General features: G+C 57.0%; 10 protein-coding genes. 9 read left to right on the top strand and 1 reads right to left on the bottom strand.

The features are described 5' to 3' along the window. From NP603_RS21240 to kdpC, 9 genes are all read left to right on the top strand, one after another. Window positions 1-3336, top strand: a 3336-nt coding sequence (locus NP603_RS21240) for a beta strand repeat-containing protein (RefSeq protein ID WP_256612866.1), incomplete at its 5' end; no start/stop codon positions are given. 424 nt (window positions 3337-3760) lie between these two features. Next, window positions 3761-5989 (top strand): fused MFS/spermidine synthase, encoded by a 2229-nt coding sequence (locus NP603_RS21235; protein ID WP_256612865.1) that lies wholly within the window; start codon window positions 3761-3763, stop codon window positions 5987-5989. A gap of 8 nt (window positions 5990-5997) precedes the next feature. Then, on the top strand, window positions 5998-7026 hold the full coding sequence (lpxD, locus tag NP603_RS21230) for a UDP-3-O-(3-hydroxymyristoyl)glucosamine N-acyltransferase (RefSeq protein ID WP_256612864.1): 1029 nt from the start codon (window positions 5998-6000) through the stop codon (window positions 7024-7026). A gap of 27 nt (window positions 7027-7053) precedes the next feature. Continuing rightward, window positions 7054-7731, top strand: coding sequence for a ribose-5-phosphate isomerase RpiA (gene rpiA / locus NP603_RS21225; protein WP_256612863.1), 678 nt, complete (start codon window positions 7054-7056; stop codon window positions 7729-7731). Window positions 7732-7964: 233 nt separating this feature from the next. Further along, a complete protein-coding gene (locus tag NP603_RS21220) occupies window positions 7965-8444 on the top strand; it encodes a peroxiredoxin (RefSeq protein ID WP_256612862.1) in 480 nt (159 codons plus the stop codon). A gap of 431 nt (window positions 8445-8875) precedes the next feature. Then, window positions 8876-8965, top strand: a complete 90-nt coding sequence (locus tag NP603_RS21215) for a potassium-transporting ATPase subunit F (protein WP_256612861.1) — start codon at window positions 8876-8878, stop codon at window positions 8963-8965. Next, window positions 8965-10773 (top strand): potassium-transporting ATPase subunit KdpA, encoded by a 1809-nt coding sequence (gene kdpA, locus NP603_RS21210; RefSeq protein WP_256612860.1) that lies wholly within the window; start codon window positions 8965-8967, stop codon window positions 10771-10773. The genes NP603_RS21215 and kdpA overlap by 1 nt, the downstream gene beginning before the upstream one ends. Window positions 10774-10859: 86 nt before the next feature. Then, window positions 10860-12959 carry a potassium-transporting ATPase subunit KdpB gene (gene kdpB, locus NP603_RS21205; protein ID WP_256612859.1) on the top strand — a complete coding sequence of 700 codons (2100 nt, stop codon included), beginning with the start codon at window positions 10860-10862 and terminating at the stop codon, window positions 12957-12959. A gap of 9 nt (window positions 12960-12968) precedes the next feature. Then, window positions 12969-13559 (top strand): potassium-transporting ATPase subunit KdpC, encoded by a 591-nt coding sequence (kdpC, locus tag NP603_RS21200; protein WP_256612858.1) that lies wholly within the window; start codon window positions 12969-12971, stop codon window positions 13557-13559. A 65-nt stretch (window positions 13560-13624) separates the two neighbouring features. Here kdpC and NP603_RS21195 read toward each other — a convergent pair whose 3' ends face one another. Continuing rightward, window positions 13625-13975 carry a hypothetical protein gene (locus NP603_RS21195; protein WP_256612857.1) on the bottom strand — a complete coding sequence of 117 codons (351 nt, stop codon included), beginning with the start codon at window positions 13973-13975 and terminating at the stop codon, window positions 13625-13627. Window positions 13976-14158: the final 183 nt, after the last annotated feature.

Below are 14158 nucleotides of genomic sequence, written 5' to 3'. Positions count from 1 at the left end.
CGCGATGACATTCTAATTACCGGAACAGGAACAGATAACTTAGATGGAGGAAACGGCAATGACACCGCGATATTTGCCAATACATTCGAAGCCTATGCGATTTCCAAAACAGCCACTAGCGTTACGCTTAGCGATCCGAGTGGTTCCACAACGGTTTCCAATATCGAGTCATTCAGTTTTAACGCTGGCACGCAGTTCCTAACGTTACAACAGATACAAGCCTCATCGTCGTCGTCGGGAGATGACATTCTTTACCGGGTAGGTAGCGGCACGTACGCCAACAACGCTTTCACCCAGGACTTGAACTACAGCGGCCCTGCCGCTGTGTTCGACGGCAGCCTTGGCAATGACAAATTATTCGGCACTGAATTTAACGATACCTTGCTCGGCGGCGACGGTAACGACACGCTGACCGGCTTCGGCGGTAACGATTATCTGGACGGCGGCAGCGGGACTGACGCACTGATCGGCGGTAACGGCGACGATTTTTACGTGGTGGATAGCATCGTCGACACAATCCAGGAAGGTTTAGGCCAAGGCGTAACTCCGGGCCCCTATCCGGAGAATAAGATTCAAGTTAAAGGCGCCATCAGCTATGTGTTGGCGTCCGGCCAGGCCATCGGCTGGTTGAGCGCTGGCTCCGCCTCCAAGCTGACGCCGGCGGATACTTTTTGGACTTGGGATTACAGCAGCAGTACGTCTGCCACCAACATCAAAGGCAATGAATTCGGCCAGTGGTTAATCGGCAATGCCGCCGCCAACAAGTTGGAAGGCATGGCCGGCGACGACACTCTTTCCGGCGAGGCCGGCAACGACACTTTGGACGGCGGCGACGGCAACGACGGGTTACTGTTGGGCAAAGGCGACGATACCTTATTGGGCGGCAAAGGTGACGACACGTTCGTCCAGTACGAGTCGATCAATAATCTCCTTAATCCGACGCCTAATCTGGTTTACAGCACCGGCAAAGACAATATCGACGGCGGAGACGGTATCGACACGCTGAATCTGCAAAAAGCTGAGATCAACTACACGATAAACAAAAGTGGCAGCGATTTGGTATTCACCGACAAAATCACTGCCGGCAACATCGTTACCGTCAAAAACAACGTCGAATTCGTTGCATTTGAAGGAATCAACCCGATCGCCTTCTCCGACTTCTGGGCTGCCGCCGCATCCACCGGCGATGACGTGCTGTACAACCGCGGCAGCGGTTCATACAACTTCGCCACGCAAACCTTTACTCCCAACTTCGCATTTATCCCAAACGGGTCGTTGCCAACAATCGACGGCTTGGCGGGCAATGACAAGTTATTCGGTAGCCTATATGCCGACACACTCACCGGTGGCTTGGGCAATGACACGTTGAACGGTTTTAGTGGTGCGGACACTTTGGTCGGTGGGGATGGTAACGACACTTTGACCATTACGCCTTCTGGTACACCAAGCGCCAATCTAGTAACGATTGAACTCAACGGAGGGCTAGGTGACGACAGTTATGTGCTGGATGGTTTTGACCTACTGCAGAGAGTTCACATCACCGACACTAGCGGTACCGATACCCTGATTATCAATAACTACGGTTATACCAACAGCGGCGGCATTATGACCCCCAATAACCTACAAATAAAACCGGTTATCGAGAATAGCAATTTGGTTATTTACGCCAGCGGCTCTTTACCGTCGCCCACTGCCAGTCCATTGCTAACCGTAGCGTCTGGCGCTAGCGAACGACTTAAAATCAACGAATATAAGGATCCTCTGGATCTAACCCGCGTAACCAAATCACTGGACTACAAACTGATTTACGCGAATTTGAGCAGCGGCAATTGGAACGCCAAGGGCAGTGATGGTGCCGATATCATCATGGCAATGGACGATAACAATGCCGACACCAATGACGGAAATATATTCGATGGCGGCAAAGGCGACGACCTTATTTGGTTTAAGAACAGTGCCAGCACGGTGGTGATGGGAGGAGAAGGCTTCAATACATTGAACCTCTATACAGCCATGACTCAGTCCCCAATCAATGCAGCGCCTCAAGAACCGCAAAAAGCCACGCTGTCCTATGCATGGGCAGTCGGGACAGCTGAAGTTAACATCGCCGCCGGTGTCGGTTTAGCCTACGACGCCGCCGGCCAAGATATCGTTGGCTTCGATCAATTCAACGGTTTTGGCAATATATTGGGTAGCAAGCAAAACGATATGCTCGTTGGTGATGCCAACATCAATAGGCTGGATGGTTCTGACGGCAACGACAGCCTGAACGGCGGCGGTGGCGATGATATTCTGGTCGGCGGCAAAGGCGACGATCGCCTGGAAGTCGGTACCGACAGTAGCGTCTACGATTTCGTCCAATTGTTGGGCAGCGAGGGCAACGACACCTATTACGTGGCATTGAATTCGGCTGCCACTGTGGTGAGCGAACGAACGGGTGGAACAGCCAGCTACAGCTCGAGACCGGACAGCAATCTCCAGGTTCCTGACAACATCATGTATGGAAACCTGGAACTCAGCGGCGGTACAGACGCTGGCGGTAATGACACTCTGATTGTTGGCGGGATCACGAGTGTGGAGGATCTGCAGTTCTATGTGAAAGGCTCCACGGTCAGCATCGGCCTACCGAACACAGATCCTACTCAGCTTTTGACGCATCCTATTAATGCCGGCCTGTTGGTGGATCGAAGCGTTGAAAAAATCGGTTTCGATTTTGGCTCTGGTGCCAACACGGTCTACTCGACCACTTGGGGCAATATCGGAACCAAGGGGTCCGATTTAGTCATCGCTAATTCTGATGACGTATTCGAGTACGGAGGCCAAGGTGATGACTTAGTCATCGGCAGCAGTGGTAATGACTATTTATCCGGCGGTTTGGGTAACGATATCCTGATCGGCCGGCAAGGCGCGGATCGCCTGCTTGGCAATGCCGGAGGCGACACTCTATACGTTAATGCCGGTGAAGGCGATATCGCCATGGGCGGTAATGGCATTGACACATTTCTATTGCAAGACAAAGACTCCGTCCTCCCGGGAGAGATTAGCCGAATTATCGATTTCAAGCTGACAGAAGACTTCTTGAAATTCGACAACGTCACCGGAATAAAAGTCACCTTGGCTAATGACTTGATCGGTAGCAAAGGCGACATTAGCGGTACCAACTTTGCCGACGTCCATATCAATTCCCAAGGCTATCTATCCGCTACCAGTACCGGAGGAGTTGGAGATGACGCATTGAATATTGGTCCGAATGAGTTGCAGATTATCGGTTTGGTTGGCGTTAACAACCAACAAGGACTGAACACCCTGATGGACCACATGTTGTTTTGCGCATAACTAAAATTGCCGGCCCGGCAGAGAGCCTTTCTCTATTCCCTGCCGGGTGGTTCTTTCCGCACCAAAGCCCAACCATACCTTTGCTCAGCCAAAGCAAATGACAGAATAGATCGTTCAGAACGGTTGCGGCGTTCGGGCCACAATCGCTTCTGACAATCTTTCCTGACAACCAAAGTCTTAACGGATCATCGCCACATCGACGTCCGCTTTTTCGGCGATCGCACGAGTCCTCCATCGGTAATATTCGTCGGCCAGAAAGCAATCGCGGGCGGCGTTCTAGTTAATCAATTTCGGCAGATTGATTGACTGCAGGTCTCCGGCAAGCGCCGTTAAATCCAAACGCCCACGCAAGCGCCAGCGGCCACAAGCGCAGCCAAATGCTTTATGATGGGGCGAGACTTGTTCGGCCACAACCAGAATAACAATGAACAGCACCCAGCAAACTAACAGCCAACCATCGATTTCCCCTGTCATTCCGTTCGCCGCCACCCTGTTCGCCAGCGCAACGTTGATGTTCGTGCTGCAGCCGATGTTCGGCAAAATTCTACTGCCGCTGCTGGGCGGCACTCCGGCGGTCTGGAATACTTGCATGGTGTTTTACCAGACTCTGCTATTTCTCGGCTATCTCTATGCCGATTGGCTCAGTTCGCGTTTCGGTAGCCAGCGCCAATTGCAAATCCATACCGCGCTGCTGATATTCAGTGCAATCGCATTACCGGTAGCGTTGCCGGCAGACGCGACGCCGCCCACCGCCGGCAACCCGACTTTATGGCTGATCTGGACTTTGTTTCTGGCCATCGGCCTACCCTTCTTCGTCGTGTCGACCACAGCGCCGTTGCTGCAAAAATGGTTTTCGCACAGCGGCCACCATAGCAGCGGCGATCCATACTATTTGTACGCCGCCAGCAACGCCGGTAGCCTGTTGGCGCTATTGAGCTACCCGTTTTTGATCGAACCCAATTTGGGCCTGACGACGCAACGGCTGGTCTGGAGCGGCGGTTACGTCGGCTTATGCTTGCTTATTCTGGTTTGCGGCATCAGTTTTTGGCGGAATCAGGCCGATAAGGCCGACGACGAGGTGCTGGCCGACGCCGGCATCGAACCGCCCTCGACCTTACAACAACTGCATTGGCTGGCCTTGGCTTTCGTGCCGTCCAGCTTGTTGCTCGGCTTGACCCAATTCATCAGCACCGACATCGCCGCGGTACCGTTGTTGTGGATCGTGCCGCTGACCTTGTACCTGCTGACCTTCATTCTGGTGTTCAGCACATGGGCCGACCGGCTCCGGCCGTGGATGCTGGCCGCGCAGCCGGCGGTATTGACGGTATTCATCGCCTATTCCTTCATCAATCCGGCCACGCTGCCTTATTGGCTGGACCTGATTCTGCACCTGATCGCGTTTTTCCTGGCGGTAATGGTTTGCCACGGCGAATTGGCTAAAAGCCGGCCGCATCCGCAATATCTGACTCGTTTTTATCTGGTCATGTCGTTCGCCGGCATGTTGGGCGGACTGTTCAATACCTTCGTCGCCCCGTTCGTGTTCAACTCGGTCTATGAATACCCGATCATGATCGTCGCGGCACTGTTGTTGCGTCCCGGCTTTTTCGACGGCAAATGGTTTCTGCAGCCGATTTTCCCGGCCGTGGTGCTGGCGGTCGGCCTGGTCGTTTATTTCAGCAGCCGCGAATTGTTCGACTACCTGGATCTGATCGGCGGCGCCCTGATCCTGCTGGCCGGCGTCAGTTACGCACTGCGCCATAGCCCGATCGCGCTGGGTTCGCTGACCGGCGTGTTGTTGTTGTTTACGCTGGGCCTGCATAGCTTGGCATCCAATATTTTGTACCAGGAACGCAGCTTCTTCGGCGTGATGTCGGTGCGCGACACAGTAATCCCCGACGAAAACCAGAAACCGGAAACTGTACACGAGCTGTACCACGGCACCACTAAACACGGCGCGCAACGCCTGACCCCCGGCAACCTGACGACACCGTTGACCTACTACAGCAAACCCGGCCCGATCGGCCAGGTGTTCGCCGAATTCGACGCCGAAAACCAGCATTGGAATATCGGCGCGGTCGGCTTGGGCGCCGGTGCGCTGGCCTGCTACTTCAAACCCGGCCAACACTGGACCTTCTACGAAATCGACCCTCTGGTGGTTGAAGTCGCACAAAATCCGAAATGGTTCAGCTATCTGAGCCGTTGCAATCCGCAAGCCGAAATGGTGGTCGGCGACGCCCGCCTGTCGCTAGCCAAAGCCGCGGACCGCAGTTTCGATCTGCTGGTCATGGACGCCTTCAGCTCGGATGCGGTGCCGACCCATCTGCTGACCCGCGAGGCCCTGGAGCTATACTTCGCCAAGCTAAAAGACGACGGCCTGCTGGCGTTTCACATCACCAACCGCCATCTGGCTTTGAAAAAAGTCATGGCCGACCACGTCAACCAGTTGCATCTGGAGGCCTTGCTGCAGGAATTTAAACCGGAAACCGATGTCCCTCTGGTGCTCGCCACCGACTGGGTGGTGATCGCCAAGAATCCGGAGCGCCTGCAACGTCTGCAACAAAGCCGGCTCGGCCATTGGCAAAAATTACCGTTGACCTTCGGTTTGCAACCCTGGACCGACGACTTCACCCATATCATTGGAATTTGGAAATAGGAAACCACATGCTTATTAAGGATCTGGCCCAACATTGCGACGCCATCGTACACGGCGGCGACGCTTCGGTCTTCATTAACTCCGCCGCCGATATCATGTCCGCTCACGCCCACCAGGTGACGGTGTTGAGCGACGGCAAATACAAAAAATACTTGAAAGACACCCAAGCCTCGGCTTGCTTTATCAGCGAAGCCTTGATCGACAGCGACATCCCGGAAAACCTGGCCCTGCTGGTGTGCAAGGACCCGGAAATCAGCTTTTTGAATGCGGTTAAGGCGCTACACCCGGAGCCGGTACTGAAACGCCAGGTATCCGAACATGCGGTACTGGCCGACACCTCGACGCTGGGCTACGACGTCCACGTCGGCCCGTTTGCCACGGTCGGCCAGCACAGCAGCATCGGCGACAGCAGCACCATTGAGGCCGGCGCCCGCATCGGCAACCACGTCTCGATCGGCAAACACTGCCACATTCACCCGAATGCGGTGATTTACGACCACAGCGTGATCGGCAACCACGTCATCATTCACGCCGGCGCGGTCATTGGTGCCGACGGCTTCGGTTACAAATTCCGCGACAACCAGCACGTCAAAGTACCGCACGTCGGCCACGTCGAAATCGCGGATAACGTCGAAATCGGCGCCAACACCTGCATCGACCGCGGCGCGCTGGGCGCGACCAAAATCGGTGCCGGCAGCAAGATCGACAATCTGGTGCAACTGGGCCACAACAACATCGTCGGCCGCAACGTCATCATCTGCGGCCAATCCGGCATCTCCGGTTCCTGCACCATCGAAGACGGCGCGATTCTGGCCGGCAGCACCGGCGTCGCCGACCATGTCAAGATCGGCTCCCGTGCAGTGGTAATGGCGCGCAGCGGCATCTCGGCCGATGTCGATCCGGGCGCGCAAGTGTTCGGCAGCCCGGCCAAGGATCGTAAAGTGGCGTGGCGGGAATTAGCGGCGCTGGCCAAACTGCCGGAGCTACTGCAAAAATTCAAGGCACTGGAAGCGCGGATCGCCAAACTGGAAGAGTAAAACCACCCTAAATGCGAGGAGACGGCCATGAACGATAAACAACGCGTTGCCCACTACGCGGCTCAGCAGGTGCAAAACGGCATGATCGTCGGCCTCGGCACCGGCTCCACCGCCAATTTCTTCATCGAAGAACTGGCGCGCCGGCAAAGCGAGGAGAGTTTGAAATTCAAAGTCGTGTCGAGCTCGGTGGTCAGCGCCAATAAGGCCAAGCAGTTGGGCCTGGCATTGTTGGGCATAGAACATATCGACGGTCTGGATTTATACGTCGACGGCGCCGACGAAGTGGCGCCGGACCTGACGCTGTTGAAAGGCCGCGGCTACGATCTGGTGCGGGAAAAGCTGATGGCGAAGGCCGCCGACTCGTTTTTGGTATTGATCGACGCCAGCAAACGGGTAAAACGGATCGGCGAAAACTTCCCGATTCCGATTGAAGTCAGCCCGTTCGCCTGGCGTTTGGTGCAACGCAGCGTCGCTGCGATCGGCGGCCACGGCAATTTACGGCAGACCCCGAACCAGGACGGCTTGGTGGTGACCTCCCACGGTAGTCTGGTACTGGATGTGGCGTTCGAACCCAATCTGGACGGCAAAACCCTGAACGACCGCCTGAACGCCATCCCCGGCATCATCGAACACGGCATTTTCAGCGGCCTGACCCGCGCGGTGTTTTGCGGCCACGACGGTAAAATCGACGAGCAGTGGGCTTAACCGAGCAGCGAATTTCTCCCTTACCAGAGCCCTTAGCCGGAGCCGACTTTGCCCCACTGCTTTTGGGGTAGATAGGGCCTGAAAACTTGGTTCATAATCGGCCAATTGCGGTTTTCGCCGAAAACCGCTCCCAATTTCAACGACCGTTGGTCTTGAAAACCCGGCGCCCGCCAACGCAGCGCCACCCGGACTTGGCTCCGGTTCCTACAGGCCGAATTCGAGAGGAGAATCGCATGTCACAATTAGAAAAAAACCAGGAAGCGCCCTTCTTCCGCGCCGTCAACCAACACAATAAACCGGTTTATCTGGCCGACTATCAGGGCGAAAAGAACATCGTGCTGTATTTCTATCCGAAAGACGACACGCCGGGCTGCACCATAGAAGCCAACGACTTTACCGGCCTGGCCGAAGAATTCGCAGCGCTGGATACTGTCGTGATCGGCGTCAGCAAAGATGATTGCGAAAGCCACCGCGCCTTCATTGCCAAATACGGCCTGAACGTACAACTGCTGGCCGACACCGACGGCACCTTGTGCGACAGTTACGGCACTTGGCAGGAAGTGGAAAAAGACGGCGTCAAAAAATGGAAAATCGTTCGCTCCACTTTCATTATCGATAAAGACGGCAAGCTGGTGGAAGCCATGTACGGCGTCAACCACGAAGGCCACGCCCAAGCGGTGCTGGACATCGTCAAAGGTCTGGCGGCGGCATAACCCGACTTTCCCCGGGTTGCGGCATGCGCCGGAGCCCGGTTCCCGTTTTTTATATGTTCAAGCTGTCGGCCGCCGCCCGGCCGATAGCCTGCTCTCCGCTCAAATCCTCTGATCGCCCGCGAACCTCGACAGCCTAGAATTCGACCGCGCAGACTACGTTCCAGTAGCCGAGCCGCATAACGTCCACCACTCGAATTCCGCAGCTACAGCCAAATACAAAATCCTTATATTTTCTTTATCCCGGTTAACGCCTTTTTTACGGCATTTTTACCGGCCTGTCTTTACCCTATCGCCACGCAATCGATAACGGCTGCAAAGCCGGCTTAATGAGTGGAGGTAACGATGGACATCCTGTATTTACTGGTAGCGGCGACCTTCTTTGCCGCCAGCGCCTTGTTAGTGGCCGGCTGCAATGCGCTAAGGGGGCAAGCATGAGCTGGATTTATCTATTGAGCGGCGGCCTGGCCTTGGCCGTGTTCATCTATCTGCTGGTCGCGCTGTTTTACCCGGAGAAATTCTGATGAACGGACCGGGTTTTTTGCAAATCGCTAGTTATCTGATCGCGTTGATTGCACTAGCCAAACCGCTGGGCAGTTATATGGCGCGAGTTTACCAGGACGAGTCGGTCGGATTGAACCGCTGGTTCGCCGGGGTCGAGCGGCTGTGTTACCGTCTGAGCGGGGTCGATCCCGAGCAAGACATGCGCTGGCAGCAGTATGCCTGGGCGGCCTTGGCCTTCAACCTGTTCGGTTTGCTGGCTGTCTATCTGTTGCAACGCTTTCAAGACGTGCTGCCGTTGAATCCGCAAGCCTTGCCGGCGGTGCCCCCGGATTCGGCCTTCAATACCGCGGTCAGCTTTGCCAGCAATACCAACTGGCAAGGCTACGGCGGGGAAAGCACGATGAGCTATCTGACGCAAATGTTGGGGTTGAGTGTACAAAACTTCCTGTCGGCGGCCAGCGGTATGGCGGTATTGGTCGCGTTGATTCGCGGCTTCACCCGCCGCAATGCCCAGGGTATCGGCAACTTTTGGGTCGATATGACCCGCGGCGCCTTGTATATCCTGCTGCCGTTGTCGTTCGTGTTGGCCCTGGTCCTGGTCGGCCAGGGCGTGGTGCAAACCTTCAACCCGTATCAGACCGTGAATACGCTGCAAGCCGTCAGCTACTCGGCGCCGAAGCTGGATGCGGATGGCACAGCCATGGTGGATGCCGAAGGCAAGCCGGCCAGCGAAACCCTGCAGACTCGACAACAAACCCTGGCCTTAGGCCCGGCCGCTTCGCAAATCGCCATCAAGCAACTGGGCACCAACGGCGGCGGCTTCTTTAGCGTCAACTCCGCCCATCCGTTCGAGAATCCTACGCCGCTATCCAATTTCCTGGAAATGCTGGCGATTCTGTTGCTCCCGGCGGCCATGTGTTACAGCTTCGGGCTCATGGTTGGCGACACCCGCCAAGGCTGGGCCATTTTAGGCGCGATGACCTTGGTGTTCGTCGCGTTGATCTTTGTCACGGTGCCGGCCGAACAAAGCGGCAATCCGGCCTTGACGGCGTTGGGCATCGACCAAAGCATCAGCGCGCAACAAGCCGGCGGCAATATGGAAGGCAAGGAAACCCGCTTCGGCATCGTCAATTCCGGATTGTGGGCGGTAGCGACTACGGCTGCTTCGAACGGTTCGGTCAACTCGATGCACGACTCCTACACGCCGCTGGGCGGTTTGGCGCCGATGTGGCTGATGCAACTCGGCGAGGTGATTTTCGGCGGCGTCGGCTCCGGTTTGTACGGCATGATCGTATTTGCCATCGTCGCGGTGTTCATCGCCGGCCTGATGATAGGCCGTACCCCCGAGTACTTGGGCAAAAAGATCGAAGCCTACGAGATGAAAATGGCCGCCATCGTCATCTTGATCCCGCCCTTGATGGTGTTAGGCGGTACCGCGTTGAGCCTGATGCTGGACGCCGGCAAGGCCTCGATCTTCAATCCCGGCGCCCACGGCTTCAGCGAAGTGCTGTACGCCTGGTCGTCGGCCGGCAACAACAACGGCAGCGCCTTCGCCGGCTTGTCGGCCAACGTGCCGTTTTATAACCTCTGGCTGGGGTTGGCGATGCTGTTCTCCCGCTATTGGCTGATGGTTCCGGTGCTGGCGATTGCCGGCTCCTTGGCGGCCAAAAAGACGGTACCGGTCGGTCCCGGCACCCTGCCGACGCATACGCCCTTGTTTGCGGTGTTGCTGATCGTCACCGTGTTGATGGTCGGCGCATTGACCTTCGTGCCGGCGCTGGCTTTGGGCCCTATCGTCGAGCAGTTGCAAATGCTCGGTCACCATTAACTTCAGCCATGCGCCGGAAACAGCGGTTTTCGCTACCGCTCAAACTGCTTTACTCCGGCCTACAGAGAATTGATAGAGGTAACACTATGACCAGCAAACCTGTTTCAACGTCCTTGATGGACCAGCAAATCCTGCAACAAGCGATTATCGGTGCTTTTGCCAAACTGACGCCACGCCGGCAATGGCAAAATCCGGTGATGTTCGTGGTTTATCTCGGCAGCATCCTGACCAGCGTATTGTGGCTGCAAGCCTGGAACGGCGGCGGCGAGGAACCGGCCGGCTTCAGTCTGGCGATTACGCTGTGGCTGTGGTTCACCGTGCTGTTCGCCAATTTCGCCGAAGCGGTCGCCGAAGGCCGCAGCAAAGCCCAAGCCGCCTTTCTGCGCAGCGCCAAGCGCGACATTGCCGCCAAAAAGCTGGATGAAGCGAAATACGGCAGCAACTACAGCAAAGTCGCCGGCTCCAGTTTGCGCAGGGGCGATGTGGTGCTGATCGAAGCCGGCGATTTCGTACCGGGCGACGGCGACGTCATCGAAGGGGTGGCCTCGGTCGACGAAAGCGCGATTACCGGGGAGTCGGCACCGGTGATCCGCGAGTCCGGCGGCGACTTCAGCTCGGTGACCGGCGGCACCCGCGTGCTGTCCGACTGGCTGGTGGTGCGCATTTCCACCAACCCTGGCGAAAGCTTTCTGGACCGGATGATCGGCATGGTGGAAAGCGCCAAGCGCCAGAAAACCCCGAACGAAATCGCCCTGACCATTTTTTTGGTGGCCTTGACGCTGGTGTTTTTAATGGCGGTCGTCAGCTTGCTGCCGTTTTCCATTTACAGCGTGGAAACCGCCGGCAGCGGCCGCCCGATCAGCGTCACGGTATTGGTAGCATTGCTGGTCTGCCTGATCCCGACCACCATAGGCGGCCTGTTGTCGGCCATCGGCGTGGCCGGTATCGGCCGGATGATGCAAAAAAACGTCATCGCTACTTCCGGCCGCGCCGTGGAAGCTGCCGGCGACGTCGATGTATTGCTGCTCGATAAAACCGGCACCATCACGCTGGGCAACCGCCAAGCTTCCGGCTTCTTTCCGGTCAAGGGCGTCAAGGAGGCGGTTTTGGCCGATGCCGCGCAACTGGCCTCGCTGGCCGACGAAACCCCGGAGGGCCGCAGCGTGGTGATACTGGCCAAGCAAAAGTACGGTTTGCGCGAACGCGACATCCGTTCTCTGGGCGCCACCTTCGTCCATTTCAGCGCCCAAACCCGGATGAGCGGCGTGAATTTGCCGGGCGACCAATGCAAACCGGGCGAGCCGTGCCGACATATCCGCAAGGGCGCAGCCGATTCCATCCGCCAGCACATCGAAACCCAAGGCGGCAAATGGCCGGCGGAACTGAAGACTCTGGTCGACGACGTCGCCCGCCGCGGCAGCACGCCGCTGGTGGTGGCGGAAGGCGCCAAGGCCTTGGGTGTGATCGAATTGAAAGACATCGTCAAGGGCGGCATCAAGGAGCGCTTCATCGAATTGCGGCAAATGGGCATCAAAACCGTCATGATCACCGGCGACAACCGGCTGACCGCCGCGGCGATTGCCGCCGAAGCCGGCGTCGACGACTTTCTGGCCGAAGCCACGCCGGAAGCCAAGCTGAATCTGATCCGCCAACACCAGGCCGACGGCCGCCTGGTGGCGATGACCGGCGACGGCACCAACGACGCCCCGGCGCTGGCTCAGGCCGACGTGGCAGTGGCGATGAACAGCGGCACCCAGGCCGCCAAGGAAGCCGGCAACATGGTCGATCTGGATTCCAATCCGACCAAACTGATCGAAATCGTCGAAACCGGCAAGCAGATGCTAATGACCCGCGGCGCGCTGACCACCTTCAGCATCGCCAACGACGTTGCCAAATATTTCGCGATCATTCCGGCAGCGTTTGCGACCACCTATCCGGCCTTGAACGTACTCAACGTGATGGGCCTGGCGACGCCCGCCAGTGCCATTCTGTCGGCGGTGATTTTCAATGCCTTGATCATCATCGCCCTGATCCCGCTGGCCTTGAAAGGCATCAAATACCGCCCGGTCGGCGCCGAACAACTGCTGCACAACAACTTGCTGGTCTACGGCGTCGGCGGCTTGATCGTGCCGTTCATCGGCATCAAGGCGATCGATTTATTTTTGGTTGCGATGAACTGGGTATAAGGAGCGAATATGTCCAATTATTTAAGACCCGCAGCGGTGATGCTGCTGTTATTGACCCTGGCCACCGGCGCCGTCTATCCGGCCTTGGTGACCCTGGTCGCCCAAACCGTATTTGCCGAGCAAGCCAACGGCAGTTTGATCAAAACGGCCCATGGCGAGGTGATCGGCTCTCGCTTGATCGGGCAAAGCTTCAGCGATCCGCAATACTTTTGGAGCCGGCCGTCGGCCACCGCGCCCTACCCTTACAACGCCGCAGTCTCCAGCGGTTCCAACCTGGGGCCGACCAATCCGGCACTGAGCGAAGCCGTAGCCGCCCGCATCCGGACTCTGAAACAGGCCGATCCCGACAATCAAGCGCCCGTGCCGGTCGATCTGGTCACCGCTTCGGGTAGCGGAATAGACCCGCATATAAGTCCGGCGGCGGCGGCGTATCAAGTTCATCGCATCGCCAAGACACGTAAACTCGACGAAGCAAAAGTCAGGGAATTGATCGCAGCCAATACCCAAGGCCGGCAATGGGGGGTGTTGGGCGAACCGAGGGTCAACGTCTTGCAATTGAATCTGGCGCTGGATGCCGGTAATTTTCCTGCTCCCAATTAGCTTGCCCGATTCGGCGCGGACGACAGCGAAAACCGGGAATTGCCCAATCCTGACACCGATCCGTATCAGGCCGCTTGCCCGTAGATCCGCCTGACCGTCCGGTAAAACCAGCGCGGCCGGCTTAGGATGATCGCAAAGGCGACCACCGGCGTGACCGGTACCGGCGCGATGTCGATCACGAACAGCGTCACCAAACTGGCGAAGGTTTTGATTCGCGCTCCGCGAGTTTCGGCGGCAGCTACGAAATCGACATCGTGCGGATAGTCGTAAATACCGCGCACTAGCCGGCGGAACCATTCCGGACGCTTGACCACGACAAACATGCCGATCAAGCAACCGGGAGAAATCGGACCGAAACCGATGATTGCGAATATCGCAAAAACTGACAAGGCTTTGAGTTGGGCGGCATTAAGCATGTTGCGGCAGGTTCTGAGGAATGAGCGCTAAGCATAGCCAATTGGCCGGCTTTAGGTATCGAATCGGCTCAGAGAGAGAAGCGGACACTCGGCTCCGTTGTCCGGACCGAACCAACTCGGATGGTCCGACCGCGAAGCCCGGCCGGAATTTTAGCAAATGGCGGGCGGCGGCCAGGCCGCCGC

The sequence above is a fragment of the Methylomonas aurea genome, assembly GCF_024505045.1.
Taxonomy (GTDB): domain Bacteria; phylum Pseudomonadota; class Gammaproteobacteria; order Methylococcales; family Methylomonadaceae; genus Methylomonas; species Methylomonas aurea.
This window is presented reverse-complemented; position numbering and strand designations above follow the sequence as displayed.